Origin of the sequence: Actinomadura sp. NEAU-AAG7, assembly GCF_018603865.1 — a bacterium.
GTDB lineage: Bacteria > Actinomycetota > Actinomycetes > Streptosporangiales > Streptosporangiaceae > Spirillospora > Spirillospora litoris.
The window spans coordinates 394,838-420,149 of sequence record NZ_JAHFZY010000002.1 but is presented as its reverse complement, the minus strand read 5'-3'; the positions used below and the strand labels follow the sequence as shown (position 1 = coordinate 420,149).

Genomic DNA, 25,312 nt, shown 5'->3' with positions numbered 1-25,312 from the left:
GGTGACAGTGTAAGGGGGGTGGTCGCTGGGCTCCACCTCTAAAACGGTCGTTACGGGCGGAGGTGGTGGCCGGGGGGTCATATCTTGGGGTGCTGTGGCGGTGGACAGGGAGATGCCGCTCTCCGGCGGGGACGTGACGGAGGGCGTGGTGCGGGTCGGGGACACGGTGCGGAGGCCCCTGCGGGCGCACAGTCCGGCGGTGCACGGGTTGCTCCGGCACCTGGAGTCGGTCGGGTTCGAGGCGCCGAGGGTGCTCGGGGTGGACGAGCGGGGGCGGGAGATCCTCAGCTGGGTCCCCGGTGAGGCGGCGCTGCGGCCGTTGGCGCCGCATGTGGTGACGGAAGGCGCGCTGGAGGGGGTGGCGCGGCTGCTGCGGGGGTACCACGAGGCGGTCGCGGGCTATGTCGCGCCGGACGGGGCGCCGTGGGAGTCGGAGGCGTCCAACCTGGACGGGGCGCCGGAGATCATCGGGCACTGCGACGTGACGCCGGAGAACGTGGTCTTCCGGGACGGGGTGCCGGTCGCTTTGATCGACTTCGATCTGGCGCGGCCCACGACGCGGCTGTACGACGTGGTGACGGCGCTGCGGCACTGGGCGCCGATCGCGGATCCGGCGGATCGGGACGCGCTGCTCTACCGGGCGGACGTGGGTCGGCGGCTCCGGGTGTTCTGCGACGCCTACGGCTTGGACCGGGAGGAGCGGAGACAGGTGCTTCCGGCGGCCCGGGTGAGGTTCGAGCGGTCGTATCTGGCGATGGAGTCGAAGGCCCGGCGCGGCGGCGGGTGGGCACGGATCTGGCAGGGTGGGGCGGGGCCGCGGATCAGGCGGGCCCAGGATTGGCTGGAGCGGCACTGGGATGAACTTGACGCGCGTCTCTCCTGAGGGATTGCTTCTCGGGGCGGGATTGGACCATTTGCTGGGCGATCCGAGGCGGGGGCATCCGGTGGCCGGATTCGGCCGCGCCGCCTCGTGGGTGGAACGGCGGGTCTATAAGGACTCGCGTGCGCGGGGCGTTGTCTTTGTTGGGATTGTGGTCGGTGGGGCCCTTGGTGTCGGGGTGGTTTTGGATCGGGTGGGGAAGGGTGCGGTTTCGCGTGCGGTTGTGACCGGTGTTGTCACCTGGTCCGTGCTCGGTGGGACGTCGTTGGGGCGCGAGGGGCTTTTCATGGCCTCGGCCTTGGAGCGCGGGGATCTGGAGGCCGCTCGGGGACGGTTGTCCCATTTGTGTGCTCGGGATCCCAAGGGGCTGGAGAGCGCGGAGTTGGCGCGGGCGACCGTCGAGTCGGTGGCGGAGAACACCTCTGACGCTGCTATCGCGCCATTGTTCTGGGGGGCCGTCGCGGGGGTTCCCGGGCTCGTCGTCTATCGGGCCGTCAATACGCTCGACGCGATGGTGGGGTATCGGAACGCGCGTTATGAGCGGTTCGGGTGGGCGGCGGCGAAGCTTGACGATGTGGCCAACTGGATTCCGGCGAGGGTGACGGGGTTGCTGACGGTGGCGTGTTCGGGGAGCGCGGACGCCTGGCGGGTTCTGCGGAGGGACGGGGCGAACCATCCGAGTCCGAATGCGGGGCGGTGCGAGGCCGCGTTCGCCGGGGCGCTCGGGGTGCGGTTGGGCGGCGCCAACTCGTACGGGGGAGAGGTCGAGCGCCGGCCCGAGATGGGGGACGGGCGGGCCCCCGAGGTGCGGGACGTGCGGCGCGCCGTGCGGTTGTCGAAAAGGGTCGGGCTCGCCGCCGCGGGAACGGCGGCCCTGGTTGCGTGGAGGTTGCGATGAGCGGGGCCCTGCTGGTGGCGGGGACGACGTCCGACGCGGGAAAGAGCGTGGTCACGGCGGGGATCTGCCGGTGGCTGGCGCGGCGGGGGGTGCGGGTCGCGCCGTTCAAGGCGCAGAACATGTCGCTGAACTCGATGGTGACGGTGGACGGCGCGGAGATCGGGCGCGCGCAATACATGCAGGCGCAGGCGGCGGGGGTCGAGGCGCGGGCCGTGATGAACCCCGTGCTGCTCAAGCCGGGGAGCGACCGGCGCAGTCAGGTCGTGGTCCTGGGGCGTCCCGTCGCGGAGGTGGACGCGCTGGGATACGGCGCTCACAAGGAACGGCTCCGGGGGGTCGTTCAGGAGAGCCTCGCCGAACTGCGGGACGAGTTCGACGTGGTCGTCTGCGAGGGCGCGGGGAGCCCGGCGGAGATCAACCTGCGGGCCGGTGACATCGTCAACATGGGGCTCGCGCGGGCCGCCGACATTCCCGTCGTGGTGGTGGCGGACATCGACCGGGGTGGTGTCTTCGCCTCCCTTTTCGGGACGGTCGCCCTTCTGGAGGAGAAGGACCAGGCGCTCGTGGCGGGTTTCGTCATCAACAAGTTCCGGGGCGCGCGGGAGTTGCTGGAGCCCGGCCTGGAGCAGTTGCGGGCGTTGACGGGACGGCCGACGCTCGGTGTTCTGCCTTGGCGGTTGGGGTTGTACCTGGATTCGGAGGACACGCTTTCGCTGGACGCGCCGCGCCCGCAGGCGAGGGGCCCCCACGGGCGGGAGACGCTGCGGATCGCGGTGGTGCGGTTCCCGAGGATCTCCAATTTCACCGATCTGGACGCGCTCGCGTGCGAGCCCGGAGTGGTGGTGCGCTATGCCGCCTCCGCCGGGGACCTGGCGGAGGCGGACCTGGTGATCCTGCCGGGGAGCCGCGCGACCGTGAGCGATCTGGCGTGGCTGCGGGAAAGGGGAATGGCCGACGAGGTGCTGCGCCGCGTGAACGAGGGACGGCCCGTCCTCGGGATCTGCGGCGGTTACCAGATGCTCGCGCAGGAGATCGAGGACTCCGTGGAATCCGGTGCCGGACGGGTCGAGGGCCTGGGGGTTCTTCCGGCTCGGGTCGTCTTCGGGAAGGAGAAGACGCTCGGACGGCCGGAAGGGCGCGCCTACGGCGAGGACGTCCTGGCCTATGAGATCCACCACGGGATCGCGGAAAGGGAGGGCGGGGAACCCTTCCTCGACGGGTGCCGGCAGAGCGCCGTGTGGGGGACGACCTGGCACGGGGCATGGGAGAACGACGGTTTCCGCCGCGCCTTCCTGAGGGAGGTCGCCGAGGTCGCGGGGCGTGATTTCACCCCCGCACCCGACGTGTCGTTCGCGGCGCTGCGGGAGGCCACCCTGGACGTCCTCGGCGATCTCGTCGAGGAGCACCTCGACACCGGAGCCTTGTGGCGGCTCATCGAGGGCGGGGCGCCGCAGGGGCTGCCCGTGGTCCCTCCGGCCGGGCCGCCGTCCGCTACCTGACCAGGCCCTGGGCGCGCATCCAGTCGCGGGCGACGAACGCCGGGTCCTCGCCGTCCATGTCGACCTTGCTGTTCAGGTCGCGCATCGTGGCGGTGGTGAGCCTGGGGCTGATCCTGGCGAACAGGGCGGTCAGTTCGGGGTGCTCCCGCAGTACCTGCTCCCGGACCATGATCGCCGGGTTGTAGTTCGGGAAGAAGTGCCGCGAGTCCGACAGGACGGTCAGGCCGTTCGCCTCGATCCGGGCGTCGGTGGAGGTGACCTCGCCGAGCACGCACCGGTTCTCGGTGACGCCCTGGTAGATGACGCCCTCGGTCATCACCCGGAAGTTCTTCGCGGGCACCCCCGAGCCGTAGGGAATTCCATACGCCTTCAGCATTCCGCGTATCCCGTCGTTGCGGGCGAGGAATTCGGGCGCGATGCAGAACGTCCGCTGTCCGACGGGCAGTTTGGCGATGTCGCCGAGGTCGCGCAGCCCGTATTTCCGCTGCGTCTGCACTTTGACGGCCAGCGCGTAGGTGTTGTTGTAGGGCGCGGGCGGCGCGAGCCAGGCGATCCGGTTCTCGCGCAGGTCGAGGTCGCGGACGGCGTCGAACTGCGCGCGGGGGTCGGTCAGCGGGTCCTCGCGGCCGAGGTAGGTGATCCAGGCGGTGCCGGTGTACTCCCAGCCGAGGTCGTTGTCGCCGCTGGTGATGGACTTGCGGAAGGTGACGCTGCCCTGCGCGCCGGTGTGGTCGACGACGTCGGCCCCGGCGGCCTTCAGCGCCAGCACCGCGATCTTGCCGAGGATGAGCTGCTCGGTGAACTCCTTGGAGGAGACGCGGACGCGGGCGTCCCGCAGGCCCGGGATCGGCCGGATCGAGCCCGGCTCGACGGCGGGGATGAACGCCGAGGCGGGCTTCAGGCCGCACGCGCCGAGGGCGAGCAGCACCGGGCACAGCAGCGCCGCGAGCGCCCGGCGCCCCGTCCGACCGCCGCGTGCCATCACAGCCCCTTCGGCGCGAGGAGGCGGGTCGCCACGCCGCCCAGCCAGTCGATCAGCAGGGCGAGCAGGCCGATGAGGACGCAGCCGGTCAGCAGCACCGGTGTCCGCTGGGTGGTGACGCCGGTGGTGATCATGTCGCCGAGGCCGCCGCCGCTGATGAAGGAGGCGATGCTGGCCGTGCCGACCATCAGCACGAGCGTGGTGCGGATCCCGGCGAGGATGACCGGGGCGGCGAGCGGCAGTTCGACGCGTCCGAGGACCCGCGCGGGCGACATCCCGATGCCCCGGCCCGCGTCGGTCAGGTCCGGGTCGACCTGCTGGAGGCCGACCATGGTGTTGCGGAGCGCGGGCAGCACCCCGTAGGCGACGAGCGCGACGATCGTCGTCCAGAACCCGATGCCGAGCAGGACGGCGAGCAGCACCACGACGCCGATCGCGGGCGCGGACTGCCCGATGTTGGCGACGGCGAGCACGAACGGCGTCGCCGGGCGCGCCCACTCGCGGCTCAGCACGATCCCGAGCGGGACGGCGATCAGCAGCACGATCAGCGTGGACACCAGCGTCAGCTCGATGTGCTCCCAGGTCTTCTGCCACACGTAGCGGGGCTTGAGGCTGCGCTCCTCGATGCTGTCGAGGTCGGAGGTCTCCACGTACAGCATCCACGCGGCGCCGACGACGAGGATCACGACCGGTTCGAGGAGCATCCGCCATGACCGGCCGGTCGGCGCGTGCAGGGCGGCGGCCGGCTCCGCCGCGTCCGCGCGCGAGGCGGCCCGGATCTCCGGGGACGGCGCGCTCACGCGTCCGCCGTTCCCCGGCGCCGGACGCGGCCGCGCTCCTTCATCTCCCTGAGCGCGTTCTGCAGGGTGCCGAGCGTGACGGTGCCCTGGTAGACGTCGCGCGGGCCGACGACCGGGACCCAGTCGTGCTCGATCTGGATCAGCCGTTCGAGGGCCTGCTGGAGCGTGGAGCGGGCGCGGATCGGGGTGGCCGTCGCCATGCCGCGGGTGCCGATCGGGCCGGTGACGCCGTCGAGGTCCTCCGGGTGGATCCAGCGGACGGGGCGCCGCCGCTCGTCCAGGACGATCCCGAAGCCGGTCTCCCCGGCCCGGATCCGCGCCAGGACGTCGGCCGCGTCGTCCCGCGGCGCGGCCTCGGGGACCGATTGCAGCGGCACGTCCGCGACCCGGCTGACCTGGAGCAGGCGCATCATCTGCCCGCCGCTGACGAACTGCTCCACGTACGCGTCGGCGGGATCGAGCAGGATCTCCTTCGGCGTCGCGTACTGCGCGATGCGCGAGCCCTCGTCGAGGATCGCGATCCGGTCGCCGAGCTTGAGCGCCTCGTCGATGTCGTGGGTGACGAAGACGATCGTCTTGCCCAGCTCCTCCTGGAGCCGGAGGAGGGAGTCCTGGAGGTGCTCGCGGGTGATCGGGTCGAGCGCGCCGAACGGCTCGTCCATCAGCATGGCGGGCGGGTCGGCGGCGAGCGCGCGGGCGACGCCGACGCGCTGCTGCTGGCCGCCCGACAGCTCCCTCGGGTAGCGGCCGCGGAACGTCGCCGGGTCCATGTCGACGAGTTCGAGCAGCTCGTCGACGCGGGCGGCGATGCGGTCGCGGTCCCACTTCAGCATCTGCGGGACGAGCCCGACGTTCGTCGCGACCGTCATGTGCGGAAATAATCCGGCGTTCTGGATGACGTAGCCGATGTGGCGGCGCAGTTCGGTGGGGTTCAGGCCGAGCGTGTCCCGCCCGGCCACGATGATCTTGCCGGAGGTCGGCTCGATCAGCCGGTTGATCAGCCGCATCATCGTGGTCTTGCCGCTGCCGGACGGGCCGAGCAGCACGACGATCTCGCCGCCGGGGATCGTCATCGTGACGTCGTCCACGGCGGGCGTCCGCTGGCCGGGGTAGCGCTTGGTGACATTGATCAGCTCGATGCCGCGGGAGTCGTCGGCGGCGGGCGGCCCGGCCGCGGTGGCGCCGCCGGGCGGAGGGTCGGAGCGGGCCTCAGACACGGATGCCTCTCGGGGTGGTCAGGCGGCCGATCAGCACGAAGCAGCCGTCGAACAGCAGGGCGAGCAGGACGATGCCGAGGGTCCCGGCGAGCGTCATGTTGATCGCGTTGGCGCCGCCGAGCCGGGCGAGCCCGGAGAAGATCTGCTCGCCCAGCCCGGGGCCGTTGACGTAGGCGGCGATGGCGCCGATGCCCATGGCGAGCTGGGTGCTGACCCGCGCGCCGGTCAGGATCACCGGCCAGGCGAGCGGCAGCTCGATCCGCAGCAGGATCGCGGCGCGGGTCATGCCGATGCCGCGCGCCGCGTCCACCAGCGTGCGGTCGACCCCGGCCAGCCCGACGACCGTGTTCCGGACGATCGGCAGCAGCGAGTACAGCGTCAGCGCGACGACGCTCGGCGCCACCCCGAGCCCGAGCGGGGTGATGAGCAGGCCGAGCAGCGCGAGGGAGGGGACGGTGAAGAACACGCCGGCCGCGCTGGTCGCGAACGCCGACAGCCGCGCGCTGCGGTAGACGGCGACGCCGATCAGGACCCCGAGCACCAGGGCGACCAGGACGGTCTGGAACACCATGCTGGCGTGCTGCCAGGTCTCGAAGACGAGACGCTCACGCCTGCTGCCCAGATACTCCCAGAAACTCACGGTTCCCTCCGGGGAGATCATTACCCCCTCCCCACCACGGAACACACATGTACGGGTCACGGATTCGGCGTCCGGACCCGCGGCGGCGGTAGTGTGATCCACTCTGGAAGGCGCACGGGGGCCCGTGCCGGCGGCCGTGTCGGACGCCGCGCGCGAGCCCCGTGGAACATCGTGCGCGAGCCGTGTGGAACATCGTGCGGAAGCCATCAGGAGGAACGCCCCGTGACCGAGCCGCGGTCCAGTCTCATCGTCCCGCTGATGAAGGCCCGGGTGCCCGCCGAGGTCCAACTTGAGTTCCCGCTGCCGCCGGAGGAGGAGCCGGTCCGCGACCCGTTCGCCGGTGACCTCTATGTCACCTACGCGCTGGAGGTCGCGGACGAGGCCGCCCCGCTCGGCCGCCGCTACGAGCATGTCGCGCGGCGGCACTGCGCGGAGCTGGGCGTGGTGGCGGGCGAGCTGCGCCGCCTCGCGACGATCAACCTGCGGAACCGGCGTCCCGACCTGAGCCTGAGCTGGTACCCCGACGTCCGCGCGGTGACCGTGACGCTCGGCGACGGCGGCCCCACCGCGGCGCCCGCGGGCCCGCAGGGCGGGCGGCGGGCGCGGCAGGGCGGCCTGGAGGCGGCCCTCCTGCTGGACGAGGGTTTCCTGGAGAAGCTCGCGCAGGACGTGGAGGGCGACCTCGTCGTCGCGGCGCCCGCGCGGGACGTGTTCGTCGCGTCCGGTACCGGACACCCCGACGGCGTCGACAAGCTCCGCTGGGCCGTCGCGCAGGTGTGGGCGCAGGACCGCGGCGACGGCGCCGACCCCGCGTGGGACGTCCCCGCGGGGAGCCTGCTCACGCACGAGTTGATGGTGCGGCGCGGCGCGACCTGGGAGACGCTGGCCGGCTGACACGGCCCGGACGCCCGACCGTACGGAAAAATCGGTAGGTAACCGGCGCGACCCCCGCATAGCGTGCGGGCCATGGTGTCGACGCAACAACTCCTGGGCTTCGCCGCGATGGCGCTGGCCATCATCGTGATACCCGGCCCCACGGTGCTGTTCGTGGTGGGACGCGCGCTCGCGCACGGCCGCGCCACCGCGCTGACCAGCGTGGTCGGCAACGAGCTGGGCGTCGTCGTGCTGACGGCGGCGGTCGCGTTCGGGGTCGGCTCGATCGTCGAGCGCTCCGTCGTCGTGTTCACCGCGCTGAAGCTCGCGGGCGCCGCCTACATCGTCTACCTCGGGGCGCAGGCGTTCCGGCACCGGCACGCCCTGCACGAGGCGATGGGGCGGCCCGCCGAGGCCGACCCGGGACGCGCCAGGGAGCTGTGGCAGGGCTTCGTGGTCGGCGTGACCAACCCCAAGACCACGGTGTTCTTCGCCGCCGTGCTGCCCCAGTTCGTCGACCGCGACCTCGGGCACGTGCCGTTGCAGATGATGGTGTTCGGGCTGGTCTTCGCCGTGATCGCGCTGCTGTGCGACAGCGTCTGGGGCCTCGCGGCGGGCACGGCGCGGGCGTGGTTCGCCCGCTCGCCCCGCCGGCTCGCGGCGGTCGGCGGCACCGGCGGGCTCATGATGATCGGGCTCGGCTTCGCGATCGCCACGACCGGCCGCAAGGACTGAGCCCTCTACGCTGGGGTCCCGGACGGAGGAGGGGCCACCAACGTGATGCCAGACGCGACGCCGGACGTGCTCGGCGACGGCTACGAGGCGATCGAGCTGCCGATGGGCCGCGACGAGGAGGGCGAGGTCGTCGCGACGCTCGTCCGGCGGCGCGGCGCCGGGGCGTCCCGGGACCGCGCGGTGCTCTACCTGCACGGGTTCGTCGACTACTTCTTCCAGCGGCACCTCGCCGACTTCTACGTCGAGCTCGGCTTCGACTTCTACGCGCTCGACCTGCGCAAATACGGGCGGTCGCTGCGCCCGCACCAGACCCCGAACCTCATCGGCAGCCTGTCGGAGTACTTCCCGGAGATCGACGAGGCCGTCCGGATCGTCCGGGACGTGGACGGGCACGGCACGCTGCTGCTCAACGGCCACTCGACCGGCGGCCTGATCGCCGCGCTGTGGGCCGACCGCGTGCGCGGCCGGGGGCGCGTGGACGGCCTGTTCCTCAACAGCCCGTTCCTGGACCTCCCCGAGCCGCTCGTCACGCGCAAGCTCGGCGCGGGCCTGGCGCGGGTGCTGCGCTCCCGGTTCCCGAAGGCGCCGCTGCCCGCCAAGGTGTCCGACCTGTATCCGCGCAGCCTCCACCGCGACCACGACGGCGAATGGGAGTTCGACCTGGAGTGGAAGCCGCTGCTCGGGTTCCCGGTGCGGGCGGCGTGGCTCGCGGCGGTCCGGCGCGGGCAGCTCCGCCTGCACCGGGGCCTCGACATCGACGTGCCGGTGCTGGTGATGGCCTCGGCGCGCAGCGTCCGCCCGACGCGCCGGGCGCCGGACGTGACGGGCGCCGACGCCGTCCTGGACGTCGAGCACATGGCCCGCTGGGCGCCCCGGCTCGGCCGGACCGTCACGCTCGTAAGGATCGACGGGGGCCTGCACGACCTGGTGCTGTCCGCCGAGCCCGTGCGGGGGCGGGTGTTCGAGGAGCTGGCCCGCTGGACCGGCGGCTACCTCCCCGCGCCCTGACCGCGTCCTAGCGCAGGATCTTCGACATGTCGAAGTCGTCGAAGTCGGCGACGATCTGCTGCGCCGGGTTGCCGCCCCGCTCGACCCCGAGCCCGACCCAGCCCGCGCCGAGCGGCCGGTCGGCGTCGGTCGCGTCGATGACCCGCGCGCCGTTCACCCAGAGCCGCAGCCGCACCCGCTTGCCGCCGTCCCGGCTCTCGCAGGCGATCTGGACCCGGTTCGGCCCCGTGCGCTCGAACCCCGGGACGGAGTCGGGGGCCGCCAGCTCCTTGCTGCCCTGGTTGCCGTTGGCCTTGCGGAGCTGCGCGCCCTTGCCGTCGTTGCGGACGAGGAAGGCGTAACCGCGCTCGCCGTTGTCGTTCGCGCGGCACACCATCCCGAACCGGCTCTCGGGCGCCCCCTGCCGGACGCCGACCGTCACGGTGGCGAACACCGGGTCGGGGTTGTCCTCCGCCTTCTCCAGCGGCACCCACTGCTCGCGGGCGTCGCTGCCGGCGTCGGTCTCCATCCGGTACTTGCCGTCCTTGTAGCCGTTCTGGCTGGTGAAGTTGCCGCCGCTCCAGCCGGAGTCGGTGCGGGAGAAGTCGTCGCCGAAGACGGTGGCGACCTTGCCGGGCGGGCCGTCCGAGCCGCGCATGGTGAACCCGACCGCCGCGAGGGCGGCCACCGCGACGACGACCGCGGCACCGATGATCAGCGGGACGCGCGGGGGCCTCCGCCCCCGCGGCCCCCCGGTCTCGGGGGGCGGGGGAGTGTCGCCGCGCGTCGCGTCGGGGCCGAGCAGCGCGGTCGCGGTGGCCCGCGCGGGCGCACCCTGTGCCGCGACCGCCGACGAGGCGCCCTCCCGGTCCGCGGCGCCGTGCCAGCCCGCCTGGACGGTCTCGGCCAGCTCGGCCGGGTCGGCCCGCCGGTGGCCGACGAGCCGTTCGAGGAGGTCCTGCACGCTCGGACGGCGGCGCGGGTCCTTGTCGAGCGCGGCGGCGACGACGTCGCGCAGGGCCGGGTCGAGGCCGTCCAGCGTCGGCTCGCCGTGCGCGACGCGGTAGAAGATCTCCGGGACGGTCGCGCCGGCGAACGGCGCGCTGCCCGTCCCGGCGTAGGCGACCACGCAGCCCCAGGAGAACACGTCGGAGGCGGGCGTCACCGGCTCGCCGCGCAGCAGCTCCGGCGGCAGGTAGCTCGGGGTGCCGACGAACTGGCCGGTGCGGGTCGGGCCGTCGGCCGCGTCCAGCGCGCGGGCGATGCCGAAGTCGATGACGCGCGGGCCGGTGGCCGACAGCAGCACGTTCGCGGGCTTGAGGTCGCGGTGCACGATCCCGGCGCCGTGGACGGCGGCGAGCGCGGTCGCGACACCGACCGCGAGGCCCTCCAGGTCGGAGCCGGGCAGCGGGCCGCGCTCGGCGACCGCGCGCTCCAGGCTCGGGCCCTCGATGTACTCGGTGACGACGTAGAGCGGGTCGCGGTCGAGCTCGGCGTCCAGCACCGGCGCCGTGCAGAACCGCCGGACCCGCCCGGCGGCGGTCACCTCGCGCCGGAACCGCTCCCGGAACGCGCCCTCCCCGGCCAGCTCCCGGTTGATCACCTTGACGGCGACGCGGCGTCCCGTCCGGTCCTCGCCCAGGTAGACCGTGCCCATGCCGCCGCGTCCGAGCCGCCCGAGCAGCCGGTAGGGGCCGAGCTCCCCGGGGTCCTCGGGGCTCAGCGCCTCGCCGTTGTCTCCTGCGCGCGTGGTCATGGTGATCCTGGGAAATCGGGGGGTTCTCTCCGATGAAACCCTAGCGGGCCCCAGGAAACGAGATGTTCGGGACGAGGAGGTCAGCGGCGCGCGCGCCGCGCCCGCGGGAGCGTCCGGAACGGCGGCAGCGTCTCGGCGGTGAGCCCGAACGCGTACGCCACCACCCGGCTCGACCAGCGCTGGCAGCCGACGACGAGCCGGTAGAGCGAGCGCGGGTAGGCGCCGGTGAACGGGATGAGCAGGGCGCTCGGCACCATCACGAGCACCAGCAGCGTGTACATGACGAGCATCACGATCAGGTGCGGGATCACGAGCACGCCGCGCAGCAGGCTGAACCAGCGCTTCGGTCCGCGCCACGCCTCCGGGTAGGGCAGGTCGACGAGCACGGTCTGCTCGTCGGTCGGCAGCGCCGGGGGCTTGGCCTCGGCGGCGGGGGGCGGCGCGGCGGCGCGCTCGTCCCCGGGGGCCTCGGCCGTCGCCGGCGGCGGCGGGACGGTCGCGGCGGGCGCCGGGGCCGCGCCGTTCGCGCTCGTGCGGTCGCGGTCCGCGCGGTGCCAGGTCGCCGAGACCGACTCCGCGATCCGCTCCGGGTCGGCCTCCTCCTGCCCGACGAGCCGCGCGAGCAGCGCCCGCGCCGTCGGACGGGCGGCCGGGTCCTTCGCGAGCGCCGCCGCGACGATCGCGCGCAGCCGGGGGTCGAGCCCGTCCAGCACCGGCTCGGCGGCCCCGATCCGCTCGAACGTCTCCGCGACCGTCCTGCCCAGGAACGGGGGGCGCCCCGTCCCGGCGTAGGCGACGACGCAGGCCCAGGAGAACACGTCGGACGCCTGCTCGACCGGCGCGCCGCGCAGCACCTCGGGCGCGATGTAGGCGGGCGTGCCGACGAACTGGCCGGTGCGGGTCGGGCCGTCCGGGGCGTCCAGCGCGCGGGCGATGCCGAAGTCGATGACGCGCGGGCCGGTGGAGGACAGCAGCACGTTGGACGGCTTGAGGTCGCGGTGCACGATCCCGGCGCCGTGGATGGCGGTGAGCGCGGTCGCGACGCCGACCGCGAGGCCCTCCAGGTCGGAGCCGGGCAGCGGGCCGCGCTCCAGGACGGCCTTCTCCAGGCTCGGCCCGTCGATGTACTCGGTGACGATGTAGGGCGGGTCCTGGTCGAGCTCGGCGTCCAGCACGGGCGCGGTGCAGAACCGGTGGACGCGGCGCGCCGCGGTGACCTCGCGGCGGAACCGGGCGAGGAACTCCGGCTCGCCGGCCAGCTCCCGGTTCACCACCTTCACCGCGACCCTGCGGCCGGTGGACTCGGCTCCGAGGTAGACCGTTCCCATCCCGCCCCGCCCAAGGCGGCCGAGCAGCCGGTAGGGGCCGAGGACGCGGGGTTCGTCATGCTGGAGCGGTCCGGCGGCGTACGTCGTCATGGGTGCTCGGGCTCCTTGATGATCTGTCTCTCCCGCGCACAGCCTAAGGGAGCCGGGGCCCCCGGTCCCCCGAACGAAGGATCGGGGGCCGGGGGCGGACGGACCATGGTGTAAGGAGCGATCAGGGGATCAGCAGGAGCTTGCCGGTGGTCCGGCGCGCCTCCAGGTCGGCGTGCGCGGTGCCCGCCTCGCCCAGGTCGTAGCGGTGCCCGACGTGCACGTCCAGCTCGCCCGAGGCCACCCACCGGTACACGTCGGACGCGCGTTCGAGCAGCTCGGCGCGGCCGACCGTGTAGTCCGTGAGGTTCGGGCGGGCCAGGTACACCGACCCGGCCGAGTTGAGCCGCTGCGGGTCGAACGGCGGCACCTGCCCGCCCGCCCCCCCGTACAGCGCGAGGACGCCGCGCCGCCGCAGGCTCGCGAGGCTCCCGTCGAAGGTGGGCGCGCCGACGCCGTCGTAGACCGCCGCGACGCCCTCGCCGCCGGTCAGCTCCCGCACCCGGTCGGCGAAGCCGTCGTAGCCGAGCACCTCGTCGGCGCCCGCGTCCCGCGCGAGCTTCTCCTTCTCCGCCGTGGACGCCGTCCCGATCACGCGGGCGCCGCGCGCCTTGGCGACCTGGGTGAGCAGCAGGCCCATCCCGCCCGCCGCCGCGTGCACGAGGACGGTGTCGCCCTGCCGGACCTCATACGTCGAGTGCGTCAGGTAATGCGCGGTCATGCCCTGGAGGAGGGTGGCCGCCGCGTCCTCCAGGCTCACCGCGTCCGGGACGGGGACGAGCCGCTCGGCCGGGACCGCCGCCCGCGCCGCGTAGGCGCCCTGCACGTTCGCCCAGGCCACGCGGTCGCCCACGGCGAGGCCGGTGACGCCGTCGCCGAGCGCCGCCACCGTGCCCGCCGCCTCCACGCCCGGGACGGCGGGCAGGTCGAGCGGATAGGTGCCCGTCCGGAAGTACACGTCGACGAAGTTGACCCCGCTCGCCGCGACGTCCACCAGCGCCTCGCCGGGACCGGGCACCGGGTCCGGCCGTTCCGCCTCGCGCAGGACCTCGGGTCCGCCCGTCTCGGTCACGACGATCGCACGCATACGCAACTCCTCAGGTCTGATTTCTCAGCGGCAACCCGGCCCCCCGGCGTCCTATTCCGGCCAGGTCCCGCCGCCCAGGTCGAGTTCGCGTCGTTCACCGGCGTCGCCCCCGGTCAGACCCATTCGCGCATGGTCGCCACGGCGAGCGCGAGGGACTCCTCGACGCGCGCCGCGACCGTCTCCGGGTCCCAGATATCGTTCCGCGCGCAGTCCTCGAAGGCCACCCGCGCCGCCGCCGTGTGGAACGCGACGATGAAATGGGGCCGCAGGTCGTCGGCGGCGTCGACGCCCTCGCGGCGGGCGATCTCGGCGGCGAGGGTCTTCTCCGCCGCCGAGTACCGGGCCGTCTGCGCGGCCTCCAGCGCCGGCGTCGACTTCAGCACCTGCCGGATGCGGCGGAACCTGTCGCTGTCGCCGCCGCCGGTGGCCGCGCTCGTCCGCAGCATCACGCGCAGCGACTCCAGCAGCGCGGTGAAGGGCCGCTCGTGCGCCGGACGCGCGGCCAGCGCCTCGGCCATCAGCTTGTCGTACTCGCCGAGGAAGGCGGTGACCACGTCCTCCTTGGTGGCGAAGTAGCGGAAGAACGTCCGCTGCGACACCTCCACCGCGGCGACGATCTCGTCGATCGTCGTCGCGTCGTAGCCCTTCTCAAGGAACAGGTCCAGGGCCGCGTCGATGAGCGCCAGCCGCGTGCGCCGCTTCTTGCGCTCGCGCAGCCCGGCGATCTCGCGCCGCTCCTCCGCCGCGCAGGGGTGCGCCGTGCAGCGGGCGCCGTCCACCGGACCGTGGACGTCGCCGTCGGGGGCGGCGGTCATCGCTGGCTCCTTCGACCTCTCGCGGACGCCGGGCGCGGGCCCGGCGTCCCTGGGCTGTTTCCCTGAGGTTCTTCCCCTGGCTTCTATCATGACGCCGATCCGGCTACCGGAACCGGGTTCCAGCGTGTGAGAAAGCCCGCGCGGAGGCGCCCGGGGCCCTTCCGGAGGCCGGGCGGGGACCTGATTGGCGCGGCCGGGCGGGGCGCGTCCGCGGCGCCGTCCGGGTCCATCCCTGGAGGACCGCGAAATCCCCGCCATACTCTCCGGGTTTCCCCTGCACAGCAGCGGTTCTCGGGTCATGCTTGAACCCGGTCACCAGTTGTCGCCACGCGATCGCCCATGGTCATGGAACGGGCATGCCACCACCATGGCGCGGTGCCGGCATGGCGGCCCGACCCGGTGCTGAGGCGGCTGATCAAGTGTCTGTAGTCGATGGGCGGGAGATCCCGGAGGTGCGGCGGCGGCACCTCGCGGCGCTCGCGTACGAGGTCGAGGCGCGCGGCCTGTCCTGGCGGTTCGCCGGGCCCGCGGAGTCGGTGCTGAGCGTGCTCGGCCCGCGGACGCGGCGCCAGGTCATGGTGGTCGCGACGCCGGTCGCGGCGGGCTGGTCCTACCTGTGGCCGGGCGGCGGGATGGCCGACGTGGCCGAGGTCGCCCACGTCGCTGACCAGCTCTTTCGCCTGCTGAGGTAGCCCCGGGCGGGAACCTTGGGCCGGAGCGGGGGCCCGCCTTGCCTCCGGGTCTCGTGCTTCCCTAGACTCCCCCGCGAACGTATGTTCGAATCTTCCGCATGTCTTCCCCCGTGCGGTGAACATGAGGGGGAGGCAGATGACGCGCGTGTTCGGCGATCCGGTGGACGTCTGGGTGAGTGACGGGCGTCCGGTCCGGTTCGTCTGGCGTGGCCGGCTCCACACCGTGCGGCGGGTGCTGGAGCACTGGGTCACGACCCGCGACTGGTGGCAGGAGCGACCTGACGGCGAGGCCACCGGGGAGCGGGAGTTCTGGCGGGTCGAGGCGACCCCCGACCGGGAGGTCGGGGTGTACGAGCTGCGCTATGACGGCGCGTCCGAAACCTGGCTGCTTTCCCGGGTATGGGACTGATTGTGCACCTTCATGTCGCTTCGGGGTATTCGCTCAGGTACGGCGCGGCGTCGCCCGCCGCGCTGGCCGGGCGCGCCGCGGCCCTCGGCATGGAGACGCTGGCGCTGACCGACCGCGACGGCCTGTACGGCGCGGTCCGGCACGTCCGGGCCTGCCGGGACGCGGGCCTCGGCGCCGTCCTCGGCGCCGACCTGCGCCTCGGCCCCGAGGGCGGGGACCGGGTGGTCGTCCTGGCGGAGGGCCGGGCCGGATGGCGGTCGCTGTGCCGGCTGGTGACGGCGGCGCACGCGGCGGGGGAGCGGGGGCACCCGTTCGTCACCCGGGAGGTGATCGCCGATCACGCGGAGGGCCTGGTGGTGCTGCTCGGCCCCGCGTCCGACGTGGGACGGGCCGTCGCGGCGCGCCGTCCCGACCTGGCGGCCGCGCGCCTGGCCGCCTGGCGCGCCGCCGCCGAGACCGTGATCGAGATCGTCGACCACCACGACCGGGGCGACGGGCACCGCGCCGCGCGGATGCTCGCCCTGGCCCGCGAGGCGGGGGTGACCGCGGTGCTCGGCAACGCCGTCCGCTACCTGGAGGCCGCCGACCACCCGGTCGCGCAGGTGCTGGACGCGGCGCGCCGCCTCGCTCCGCTGGACCGGCGGCACCTGGACGACCGGACCGGCCAGTCCTACCTGAAGTCGCCGCCCGAGATGCGCCGCGTCGCCGAGGGGGTCGCCGGCCCCGGGGCGGGCGGGCTGCTCGACGCGACGCGGCGGCTGTCGGAGCGCTGCGTCCTCGACCCGGCCGACCTCGGCATGGACGGCGTGCACCTGCCCGCCGTCGAGGGCGACCCGCACGCCGGGCTCGTGGCGCGCTGCGCGGACGGCCTGGCCCGCCGGGGCCTGGAGGGGTCGCGCGCGGCGGCCGACCGGCTCGCGACCGAGCTCGGCGTGATCGCCCGCAAGGGCCTGGCCGCCTACTTCCTCACGGTCGCGGACGCCGCCGCGCTGATCCGCGAGCGCGGCATCCGGTGCGCGATCCGCGGCTCGGGCGCGGGCAGCCTGGTCAACCACCTGCTCGGCATCGGCGACCTCGACCCGCTCCGCCACGACCTGCTCATGGAGCGGTTCCTCGCCGACAGCCGCGAGGGCCTGCCCGACATCGACCTCGACGTGGAGTCGGCGCGCCGCCTGGAGGCCTACGAGGCGCTGTTCGCCCGGTTCGGCGCGGACGGCACGGCGTGCGTGTCGATGATGGAGACCTACCGGGCGCGCAGCGCGCTGCGCGATGTCGGCGCCGCTCTCGGGCTGCCGCCGCACGAGATCGACGTGGTCGCCAAGGCGTTCCCGCAGATCCGGGCGAGCCAGATCGGCGCCGCGCTGGAGGAGCTGCCCGAGCTGCGGCAGAGCGGCCTCGCGACCGCGCGGCTGGAGGTGCTGTTCCGGATCGCCGAGCGGCTGGACGGCCTGCCCCGCCACATCGCGATGCACCCGTGCGGCGTCCTGCTGTCGGACGCGACCCTCCGCGACCGCACGCCGGTCGAGACCAGCGCGGTCGGCTTCCCCATGAGCCAGTTCGACAAGGACGACGTCGAGGCGATGGGCCTGCTGAAGCTCGACGTCATCGGGGTGCGGATGCAGTCGGCGATGGCGCACGCCGTCGCCGAGGCCGCCCGCGCGTCCGGCGCGGAGATCGACCTGGAGGCGGTCCCGCGCGACGACCCGGCGACGTTCGAGCTGATCCGCACGTCCCGGACGCTCGGCTGCTTCCAGATCGAGTCGCCCGGCCAGCGCGAGCTGATCGGCCGGCTCCAGCCCCGCGACCTCGGCGACCTCGTCATCGACATCTCGCTGTTCCGGCCGGGCCCGGTGAACTCCGACATGGTGTCGCCGTTCCTCGCCGCCCGCGCCGGGACGCGCGAGCCCGAGTACCCGCACCCCGACCTGGAGCCCGTGCTGCGCGAGAGCCTCGGCGTGGTCGTCTTCCACGAGCAGGTGCTGCGGATCTTCGACGTGATGACGGGCTGCGGCCTCTCCAAGGCCGAGGCGGCGCGGCGGAACCTGAACCACGAGCAGGGCCAGGCCGTGGTGGGCGCGTGGTTCCGGGAGCGGGCCCTCGCGCGCGGCTACGACGGGCCGTCGGTCGAGCGGGTCTGGCGGACGCTGACCGCGTTCGGCGCGTTCGGCTTCTGCAAGGCCCACGCCGCCTCGTTCGCGCTGCCCACCTACCAGTCGGCGTGGCTGAAACGGCACCACACCGCCGCCTTCTACGCCGGGGTCCTCACCCACGACCCCGGCATGTACCCCAAGCGCGTCATCCTCGACGACGCCCGCCACTTCGGCGTCCCGATCCTGCCGCTGGACGTCAACCGGTCGGCGGCGGCCTGGCACGCCGAGCCGGTGTCGCGGGGCGGGCCGTCCGGCATCCGCGTCGCGCTGAGCGAGGTCAGGGGGATCAGCGACGCGGAGGTCGGCCGCATCGTGGAGGGGCGCCCGTACGCGTCGCTGACCGACTTCTGGCGCCGCGCCCGGGTGTCGCGGCCGGTCGCGGAGCGGCTCGTCCTGGCCGGGGGGTTCGACGCGCTGTACCGGGATCCGCCGGTGCCGCGCCGCGACCTGCTCTGCCGGGTCGGCGCGCTGCACCGCACCGGCCGCGCCGACCGCGCCGTCCCCGAGGGGCAGCTCCCGCTCGGGAGCCCCGAGGGCCTGGACCTCGCCGAGGACGTCCCGCTGGGCGAGCTGCCGCCGATGACGGCCGCCGAGATCGTCGAGGCGGAGCTGGACGTCCTCGGCATGGACGTCAGCCGCCACGTCCTCACCTTCTACGACGGACTGCTCGGCGACCTCGGCGTCGTCCGCGCGGGCGCGCTGCCGGGCCGTCCCGACAGGAGCGAGGTGCTGGTCGCCGGGGTCAAGGTCGCGACGCAGACGCCGGCGGTCAGGTCGGGGCAGCGCGTCATCTTCGCGACGCTGGACGACGGGTCGGGCCCGGTCGACCTCACGTTCTTCGAGTCGGTGCAGGAGCGGTGCGCCGCGACCGTGTTCGGGTCGTGGCTGCTGGTCGCCCGGGGCCGGCTGCGGCGGGCGGGCGAGCGCGCCTTCTCGATCACCGCCACCGCCTGCTGGGACCTCGCCGCCCTGCACGAGGTCTGGCGGCGGGACGGCCTGGACGAGGTCCGCGCCGTGATGGCCCGCCCGGGACCGGTCGCCCGCCCGGTGGGGCGCCGGATCGTCCAGCCGACGGGCTTCGCCATGTCCCGCTACTCCGACATCGGCCCGGCGGGGCCCGCCGTCAGGCGCCCGCCCCCGGCACGCCTCTGGCACGCCAGCCGGGGCAGTTCGGGCTGACGCGCGTTCCGAAGCGACCTCGGAACACCGCTACGTACCGCGGGCGACCTGGAGGCGGGTGATCTGGAAGACGCTGGCCATGCACAGCGCGGCGGCGAGGGCCTGGAACGCGGCGGCGGCGACGCCGACGTGGACGTCGAAGCGGGCCTCGGCGAGCGTCTCGACACTGCCCGCGGTGAACACGCGGGCGAGCAGGACGCCGAGCAGGACGCACGTCCACCAGGCGGCGACCACGAAGCCCGCCGCCTGCCGCTCGGCCGTCCGGTACCGGCCACTGTTCACCCACACCTCGTAGACCAGGCGGGGCGGCAGCCACAGGTTGACGATCGGGCAGAGCCAGCCGAGGACCACCCACGCGCGGTGGTGCCGGTGCGGGCCGGGCGACTGCCGGTAGGCGCGCCACAGCCAGCCGAGGTACAGCAGCCCGGTGACCGCGGCCATGATCGAGCAGATCAGGAACACGTCGCTGTAGGGGGCGAGCGCCCGGTCGGTGGCGCCCGGGTCGTAGGTGTCGTGGGTCGCGCCGCGCAGCGGCCGCGCCATCCTGAGCAGGCTGATCCCCGAGCCCAGCGCGATGAACGCGTTGAAGCCGAGCAGCATGAACACCGCGACGCCGACGGCCCGGAAGTCGCGGCGCCGGGCCCAGGCGCCGCAGGCCGGGCAGCGGGCCACCTCGGTCGGGATGATGTCGCCGCACAGCGCACACGGCATGCTCCACCTCCGAGGGTTCGAGCCGTTCCGGGGGGACGTGGGGCCGCCCCCACACGGGACCGGCCCGCATCGGCCATCCGTCGCTTCGGATACTACGTACGTTTGACCGACGTCGCGCAACGCGGGTTCGTGCGCCAAGCCGGGTTTCTCACAGGACCAGGTGGCCCGCGAGGAGCGTCCCGGAGGCGGCCGCGGCGGCCCACGCCGCGAGCCTCCCGAGCCCGCCCGCGGCGACCAGCCGCTCCGGCCGCAGCCCGGTGACCAGCAGCAGTGCCCACCACTCGGCGGTCAGCACGATCACCGACTGGAGCGAGCCGAACCCGACGAGCGAGCACAGCAGGATCGTGGACGCCGGGGTCAGCGTGTGGGTGAACAGCGCGGGCCCCCGCGACGGCCCGCGCAGGCCGCGCCGCAGCGCGAGGTAGACCGCGCCCCACCCGAGGGCGCACATCACCCACACGATCAGGACGGCCGTGGGCAGCCCGTTCATCGACTCCGGTGCCAGTGCCGTCCCCCCGTCGCTTCCTCCATCGTGCCCGTGCGCCGCCCGGCGGGGTCAGGCCATGAGGCCCGACTCCCACGCCCAGGCGGCCGACTCGACCCGGTTCCGGGTGCCGAGCTTGCGGTGGATGCTGCCGAGGTGCGTCTTGACCGTGGACAGCGACACGAACAGCTCGCCCGCGATCTCCTCGTTCGTCCGGCCGCGCGCGACGAGCCGGACGACCTCCAGCTCGCGGTCGGTGAGCGCCTCGCGGGGCAGCGTCGGCGCGGGCGGCGGCGTCGCCAGGTGCTCCAGCAGCCGGACGGTGATCGACGGCGACACCAGCGCCTCCCCGTTCGCGGCGGCGCGCACCGCCTCGACCAGCAGCGCGGGTCCGCTGTCCTTGAGCAGGAAACCGGCCGCGCCGCCGCGCAGGGCCCCGTACACGTACTCGTCCATGTCGAACGTCGTGACGATCACCACGTGCAGCGGGTCGGCGACCGAGGGGCCGGCCAGCAGCCGGGTCGCCTCCAGGCCGTCCATGCGGGGCATCCGGATGTCGAACAGGCACACGTCGGGACGCAGCCGCCGGGCGAGCGCGACGGCCTCGGCGCCGTCGGCGGCCTCGCCGACCACCTCCATGTCGGGCTGCGAGTCGACGATCATCCGGAACCCGGTCCGGACCATCTGCTGGTCGTCGGCGATCAGTACGCGGATGGTCACGTCGCCGATTCTCTCAGGCCCGCCGGGCGCCGTGGACGGGGAGGACGGCGACGACCTCCCAGCCGCCCTCGGGGCGCGGGCCCGCGCTCAGCCGCCCGCCGAGGGCGTCCACCCGCTCGCCGAGCCCCGACAGCCCGAACCCGCTGGAGGGCAGCCGGCGGCCGCGCCCCTGGCCGTCGTCGCGGACGCAGACCTCGACCGACCCGTCCCCGAGCCGCGCGACGCTCACCTGGACGGACGTCGCGTCGGCGGCGTGCTTGCGGACGTTGGTCAGCGCCTCCTGCACGACGCGGTGCACCGACGTCGCGACCTCGGGCGGCAGCGAGCCGAGGTCGGGCGCCCGCGCGAGGACGGCCCGCGGATGCGTGAACCCCTCGACGAGCCGCTCCAACTGCGCGAGGTCGCCGACGGGCCGGGTGGCCGAGCCCCGATCGTCCGACAGGCCGCCGGACCCGCCGCCGGATCCCGGGGCCGCGCCGCCGAACGCCTCGCCGTCCGCCGCGCCGCCGTGCTGCGCGTCCCGCAGCAGCCCGACCATCCGGCGCATGGACGTGAGCGCCTCGGTGCCCGCCTGCTCGATGCCCTCGAACATCGTGTCGAGCTGCTCGGGCGACTGCCCCGCGCCCGACCGCGTCGCGAACCGCGCCGCCTGCGCCTGGACGACGATGCCGGTCACGTGGTGGGCGACGAAGTCGTGCAGGTCGCGGGCCAGCTCCAGCCGCTCGTCGCGGCGCGCGGCGGCCAGCGACCTGGACCGGCGGGCGTCCACCGCGCGCAGGTAGAGCCCGGCGCCGAGCGCGATCGCCACGCAGATGCCGAGCGGCGCGGTGAACAGCACGGCGCCGACCACCGACCAGCGCAGCGGGACGATCAGCACCGCGACGGCGAGGGTGACCGTGATCCAGACGAGCAGCCGGCGCGGGGCCCGCCAGACCACCCGGGCGATGACGATGAGCAGGCCGCCGATCTCGGCGAACATGCTCGGGTTGCCGAGATCCGGCCCGATCACCGGCGCGATCAGCAGCGTGCTGAGCGCCGAGGCCAGCGCCGCCGCCACCGCCCACGCCAGCGGCAACCGGATCGTCACGGCGGCGACGTTGACGACCGCCGCCACCGCGATCAGCCACATGCTCGTCCCGGTCTTCGGGGTGCCGAGCAGGCAGGCCAGCAGGTACAGGGCCGCGAAGCCGCCGTAGGCGCCGCGCACCAGGCAGCCGCCCACGGAGTGGATGCGGTCCAGCCGCGCGCCCGGGTCGTTCCGGGGTGTCCGGCGGGCCAGGTCGCTCATGGAACACGAGGCTACGACCCGCAGCCGACCCCGGGATCGACCGTTCGGCCGATGCCGCCGCCCAGGGCCTGGCCCCGCGCCCGATGCCGCCGGACGCGGCCCCGGCGCACGCTGGAGCCATGGAACTCATCTATGTGCCGCTGTTCATCGCGTTCGTCGTGTTCGTCGTCTACGGCGGGGTCGTGCTGCCCGCCCGGGAGATCGTCGACTCCGTCCGGAAGCCCCGCCCGTGAGCCTGCCCGCCCCGCCGGAGGCCGTGCTCTCGGGGCACGGCCTCGTGAAGCGCTTCGGCACGACCGTCGCGCTGGACGGCGTGGACCTCGCGGTCGGCCGCGCCGAGGCCGTCGCGATCATGGGCCCGAGCGGGTCCGGGAAGTCCACGCTGCTGCACTGCCTCGCCGGGATCACCCGTCCGGACGCGGGGGAGGTGCGGCTGCTCGGCCAGCGCGTCGACACCCTCGGCGAGCGGCGCCGCAGCGCGCTGCGCCGGTCCCGCTTCGGGTTCGTGTTCCAGTTCGGGGAGCTGCTGCCCGAACTGCCCGCCGAGGAGAACGTGGCGCTGCCGCTCATGCTGGGCGGCACGTCCCGGCGCGAGGCCGTGCAGGCGGCCCGGTCGTGGCTCGGCCCGCTCGGCCTCGACGGGATGGGGCACCGCCGCCCCGGCGAGCTGTCGGGCGGGCAGGCGCAGCGGGTCGCGATCGCCCGCGCGCTCGTGCCGCGCCCGGCCGTGGTGTTCGCCGACGAGCCGACCGGCGCCCTCGACCAGGCGACCGGCCACGACACGATGCGGCTGCTCGTGGAGGCGACCAAGCACAACGACGCCTCGCTGGTCGTCGTCACCCACGACCCCTCGGTGGCGGCCTGGTGCGACCGGGTGGCCGAGGTGCGCGACGGCCGCGTGCAGAGGATCCGGTGATGCCCGCGACACTCGCGCTCGCCTGGCGGCTGCTGCGCGGCGGAGGCGGCCGCGGGCTGCTCGGCTCCGCGCTCACGCTCGCCGCCGTCGCCGTCTCGACCGGGCTGCTGCTGTTCGCGATCGGCGCGAACCACGCGTTCCAGCAGCGCTCGCAGGCCGACGCCTGGCGGCACCCGGAGAAGGCCGCCGCGGCGCCGGCGGCGATCGAGGCGCTGTCGACCGACTACGTCCGGGGCAGGCCGATCTCGGTGGTCGACCTCGCGGCGCTGAACGGCTCCGCGCCGGTCCCGCCGGGCATGCCGCACTTCCCGAAGCCCGGCGAGGCGTGGACCTCGCCCGCCCTCGGCCGCCTGATGAAGGACCTGCCCGCCGACCGGCTCGCCGCGCGGTTCCCCGCGTCCGCCGGGACGCTCGGGCGGGACGCGCTCGTGTACCCGGGCGAACTCGTCATCGTGATCGGGCGCGCTCCCGCCGATCCCGCCATGACGGTGGACCGGAACGCCTCCGAGTCGCTGGAGACCACCGCCGGGCCCGTCCGGATCGACCGGTTCCCGACGGCCGGGTCCTCGCTCTCGGGCGCCTACCGGGTGCTGATGGCGATCGCGTCGGTGCTGATGGTCGCGCCGCTGCTGGTGTTCGGCGGCGCGGCGGCCCGGCTCACGGTCGCGCGCCGCGACCGGCGGCTCGCCGCGCTGCGGCTGGTCGGCGCGACCCCGGGGCAGGTCGTCGCGATCACCGTCGCCGAGGCGGTGCTGACCGCCGCCGCGGGCGCGGTCGCGGGCCTGCTGCTGTACGCGGCGGCGACCCCGGCGCTCGTCCACATCCAGATCGCGGGCGGCGGCTGGTTCGCCGCCCACCTGTGGCCCGGTCCGCTCACGGTCCTCGGCGTGCTCGCGGCGGTGCCCGTGCTCGTCGGCGTCAGCGCGGTCGTCGGGCTCCGCCGCGTCGTCGTCAGCCCGCTGGGCGTGGCGCGCCGCGAGACCCCGCCGCGGCTGCGCGCGGTCCGGCTCGGCGCGCTCGTCGCCGTGCTGGTCTCCTTCGGCGCCGTGAGCGGCTCGCTGATGAGCCTCGGCCGGGCGGCGCTGGTCGTCCTGCTGGTCTTCCTCGCGCTGGCCTTCCTCACGATCAACCTCGCGGGGCCGTGGGTGGTCGCGCTGATCGGCCGCGTGACCGTGCTGACCGCGCGGGGCCCGGCGCGGCTGCTCGCCGGGCGCCGCCTGCTGGACGACCCGCGCGCCGCCTGGCGGACGGTCGCTGGCGTCGCGCTCACCGGCTTCGTCGCGGGCTTCCTCGCGCTGCTGAACGCGCCGCCGTCGCTGTCGGTGGACGGCACGCGCGACCCGCACGCGCTGCGGCTGAACCTCCCGCCGACGCGGGCGGCCGAGGTCGCCGAGCAGGCGCGGCACCGGCTCGCCGGGACGGGCGCCACGGTCGCGGTCAAGGAAATCAAGGCGGAGGACGACCCGCTGGCGGAGCACGGCACGGTGACACGGAAGGGCGTCGTCACGATCACGGTTCCGGGGGGCGCCGCACCCACCGACCGCGCCCGGACGGCGCTGGCCGGCCTCGTCCCCGGCAAGGTCGCCACCAGCCGGGCCGACGAGGACGTCTATGGCAACCGGCTGCTCGGCGACCTGCGGACGGGCGCGCTCACCGTCCTGTTCGTGTCCTTCCTCATCGCCGTGACCAGCGCGGGGATCACGGGCGCGTCCGCCGTCCTCGACCGCAGGCAGACGTATGCGATGCTGCGCCTGGCCGGTACGCCGCTGGGGGTGCTCGACCGCGCGCGGCGGCAGGAGACGCTGATCCCGCTCGCCGTCATGGGCGGCGGCTCGCTGCTGACCGGCCTGTTCTTCGCCGCGCCGTTCGCCACCGGCTTCGGGACGCCCGGCCTCCTCACGCTCGTCGTGTTCGTCGTCGCGGGGTTCGGAGGCGTGCTCGGAGCGAGCGCGCTCAGCCGCCCGCTGCTGCGCTCGGTCACGACGGACCCGGCGCCGCGTCCGGACTGACGGAGGGGCCGGCCGGGGGGTCCGGCCGGGGACTCCGGCCGGGGCGAAAACCTGTTCGAAAATGTCAGTGGTGGTGCGTAGCGTGAGCGCTGTGATCTCGGAGACATCCGGGAACAGGCGACGAACCAAGTGGCTTGTACACGCGTACTAACGGGTATGTGACAACCGGT

23 protein-coding genes are annotated in these 25,312 nt (G+C 74.2%); 11 read left to right on the top strand and 12 right to left on the bottom strand.

All coding sequences use genetic code 11. The annotated features are described in order from the left end of the window. Window positions 1–94: 94 nt before the first annotated feature. The 3 genes from KLI87_RS11285 to KLI87_RS11275 are packed head-to-tail and all read left to right on the top strand — an operon-like array spanning window position 95 to window position 3,277. On the top strand, window positions 95–883 hold the full coding sequence (locus KLI87_RS11285; protein ID WP_308165971.1) for an aminoglycoside phosphotransferase family protein: 789 nt from the start codon (window positions 95–97) through the stop codon (window positions 881–883). Beyond that, a complete protein-coding gene (locus KLI87_RS11280; RefSeq protein WP_214616901.1) occupies window positions 858–1,778 on the top strand; it encodes a cobalamin biosynthesis protein in 921 nt (306 codons plus the stop codon). Before KLI87_RS11285 ends, KLI87_RS11280 begins: the two co-directional genes overlap by 26 nt. Beyond that, window positions 1,775–3,277 carry a cobyric acid synthase gene (locus KLI87_RS11275; RefSeq protein ID WP_214616900.1) on the top strand — a complete coding sequence of 501 codons (1,503 nt, stop codon included), beginning with the start codon at window positions 1,775–1,777 and terminating at the stop codon, window positions 3,275–3,277. Before KLI87_RS11280 ends, KLI87_RS11275 begins: the two co-directional genes overlap by 4 nt. Here KLI87_RS11275 and KLI87_RS11270 read toward each other — a convergent pair. From KLI87_RS11270 to KLI87_RS11255, 4 genes are read right to left on the bottom strand one after another with little or no spacing between them, the layout of a single operon-like run. Continuing rightward, window positions 3,270–4,259 carry a glycine betaine ABC transporter substrate-binding protein gene (locus tag KLI87_RS11270; protein ID WP_214616899.1) on the bottom strand — a complete coding sequence of 330 codons (990 nt, stop codon included), beginning with the start codon at window positions 4,257–4,259 and terminating at the stop codon, window positions 3,270–3,272. The two genes, KLI87_RS11275 and KLI87_RS11270, sit on opposite strands and share 8 nt — an antisense overlap. Beyond that, window positions 4,259–5,059, bottom strand: coding sequence for an ABC transporter permease (locus KLI87_RS11265; protein ID WP_308165969.1), 801 nt, complete (start codon window positions 5,057–5,059; stop codon window positions 4,259–4,261). Before KLI87_RS11265 ends, KLI87_RS11270 begins: the two co-directional genes overlap by 1 nt. Further along, a complete protein-coding gene (locus KLI87_RS11260) occupies window positions 5,056–6,276 on the bottom strand; it encodes an ATP-binding cassette domain-containing protein (RefSeq protein WP_308165968.1) in 1,221 nt (406 codons plus the stop codon). The genes KLI87_RS11265 and KLI87_RS11260 overlap by 4 nt, the downstream gene beginning before the upstream one ends. After that, entirely contained in the window at window positions 6,269–6,916 is a 648-nt protein-coding gene (locus KLI87_RS11255; RefSeq protein WP_214616898.1) for an ABC transporter permease, read from the bottom strand. The genes KLI87_RS11260 and KLI87_RS11255 overlap by 8 nt, the downstream gene beginning before the upstream one ends. 222 nt (window positions 6,917–7,138) lie before the next feature. On the opposite strand from KLI87_RS11255, the gene KLI87_RS11250 reads away from it, so the two are divergent. From KLI87_RS11250 to KLI87_RS11240, 3 genes are all read left to right on the top strand, one after another. Further along, complete coding sequence (locus KLI87_RS11250; protein ID WP_214616897.1) at window positions 7,139–7,810, top strand: DUF1444 domain-containing protein; 672 nt, start codon at window positions 7,139–7,141, stop codon at window positions 7,808–7,810. A gap of 72 nt (window positions 7,811–7,882) precedes the next feature. Continuing rightward, complete coding sequence (locus KLI87_RS11245) at window positions 7,883–8,524, top strand: LysE family translocator (RefSeq protein WP_156217893.1); 642 nt, start codon at window positions 7,883–7,885, stop codon at window positions 8,522–8,524. Between the two features lie 45 nt (window positions 8,525–8,569). Beyond that, window positions 8,570–9,532 (top strand): alpha/beta hydrolase, encoded by a 963-nt coding sequence (locus tag KLI87_RS11240; protein ID WP_214616896.1) that lies wholly within the window; start codon window positions 8,570–8,572, stop codon window positions 9,530–9,532. A 7-nt stretch (window positions 9,533–9,539) separates the two neighbouring features. Here KLI87_RS11240 and KLI87_RS11235 read toward each other — a convergent pair whose 3' ends face one another. From KLI87_RS11235 to KLI87_RS11220, 4 genes are all read right to left on the bottom strand, one after another. Continuing rightward, window positions 9,540–11,267 (bottom strand): serine/threonine-protein kinase, encoded by a 1,728-nt coding sequence (locus KLI87_RS11235; RefSeq protein ID WP_214616895.1) that lies wholly within the window; start codon window positions 11,265–11,267, stop codon window positions 9,540–9,542. Window positions 11,268–11,347: 80 nt separating this feature from the next. Beyond that, complete coding sequence (locus tag KLI87_RS11230) at window positions 11,348–12,685, bottom strand: DUF4389 domain-containing protein (RefSeq protein ID WP_156217895.1); 1,338 nt, start codon at window positions 12,683–12,685, stop codon at window positions 11,348–11,350. 121 nt (window positions 12,686–12,806) lie between these two features. Beyond that, window positions 12,807–13,769: a quinone oxidoreductase gene (locus KLI87_RS11225; RefSeq protein ID WP_156217896.1), complete on the bottom strand. Its 963-nt coding sequence runs from the start codon at window positions 13,767–13,769 to the stop codon at window positions 12,807–12,809. A 113-nt stretch (window positions 13,770–13,882) separates the two neighbouring features. Then, window positions 13,883–14,584 (bottom strand): TetR family transcriptional regulator, encoded by a 702-nt coding sequence (locus KLI87_RS11220; protein WP_214616894.1) that lies wholly within the window; start codon window positions 14,582–14,584, stop codon window positions 13,883–13,885. Between the two features lie 419 nt (window positions 14,585–15,003). On the opposite strand from KLI87_RS11220, the gene KLI87_RS11215 reads away from it, so the two are divergent. The 3 genes from KLI87_RS11215 (at window position 15,004) to KLI87_RS11205 (ending at window position 19,014) form a co-directional block, all read left to right on the top strand. Then, entirely contained in the window at window positions 15,004–15,276 is a 273-nt protein-coding gene (locus tag KLI87_RS11215; protein ID WP_308165967.1) for a hypothetical protein, read from the top strand. Between the two features lie 136 nt (window positions 15,277–15,412). Continuing rightward, window positions 15,413–15,685 (top strand): DUF6504 family protein, encoded by a 273-nt coding sequence (locus KLI87_RS11210; protein WP_156217898.1) that lies wholly within the window; start codon window positions 15,413–15,415, stop codon window positions 15,683–15,685. Beyond that, window positions 15,676–19,014 carry a DNA polymerase III subunit alpha gene (locus tag KLI87_RS11205; protein ID WP_214616893.1) on the top strand — a complete coding sequence of 1,113 codons (3,339 nt, stop codon included), beginning with the start codon at window positions 15,676–15,678 and terminating at the stop codon, window positions 19,012–19,014. Before KLI87_RS11210 ends, KLI87_RS11205 begins: the two co-directional genes overlap by 10 nt. Before the next feature lie 30 nt (window positions 19,015–19,044). Here the strand turns inward: KLI87_RS11205 and KLI87_RS11200 are convergent, their stop codons facing one another. From KLI87_RS11200 to KLI87_RS11185, 4 genes are all read right to left on the bottom strand, one after another. Beyond that, a complete protein-coding gene (locus KLI87_RS11200) occupies window positions 19,045–19,725 on the bottom strand; it encodes a DUF4328 domain-containing protein (protein ID WP_214616892.1) in 681 nt (226 codons plus the stop codon). 148 nt (window positions 19,726–19,873) lie between these two features. After that, complete coding sequence (locus KLI87_RS11195; protein WP_250903740.1) at window positions 19,874–20,215, bottom strand: hypothetical protein; 342 nt, start codon at window positions 20,213–20,215, stop codon at window positions 19,874–19,876. Between the two features lie 66 nt (window positions 20,216–20,281). Next, window positions 20,282–20,929 carry a response regulator transcription factor gene (locus KLI87_RS11190; protein ID WP_214616891.1) on the bottom strand — a complete coding sequence of 216 codons (648 nt, stop codon included), beginning with the start codon at window positions 20,927–20,929 and terminating at the stop codon, window positions 20,282–20,284. A 13-nt stretch (window positions 20,930–20,942) separates the two neighbouring features. Continuing rightward, complete coding sequence (locus tag KLI87_RS11185) at window positions 20,943–22,217, bottom strand: sensor histidine kinase (RefSeq protein WP_214616890.1); 1,275 nt, start codon at window positions 22,215–22,217, stop codon at window positions 20,943–20,945. A 235-nt stretch (window positions 22,218–22,452) separates the two neighbouring features. Here KLI87_RS11185 and KLI87_RS11180 point away from each other — a divergent pair, with 235 nt between their 5' ends. Continuing rightward, window positions 22,453–23,133, top strand: a complete 681-nt coding sequence (locus tag KLI87_RS11180; protein WP_214617423.1) for an ABC transporter ATP-binding protein — start codon at window positions 22,453–22,455, stop codon at window positions 23,131–23,133. Then, window positions 23,133–25,142, top strand: a complete 2,010-nt coding sequence (locus KLI87_RS11175; RefSeq protein WP_214616889.1) for an FtsX-like permease family protein — start codon at window positions 23,133–23,135, stop codon at window positions 25,140–25,142. The genes KLI87_RS11180 and KLI87_RS11175 overlap by 1 nt, the downstream gene beginning before the upstream one ends. The last annotated feature ends 170 nt before the right edge of the window (window positions 25,143–25,312 follow it).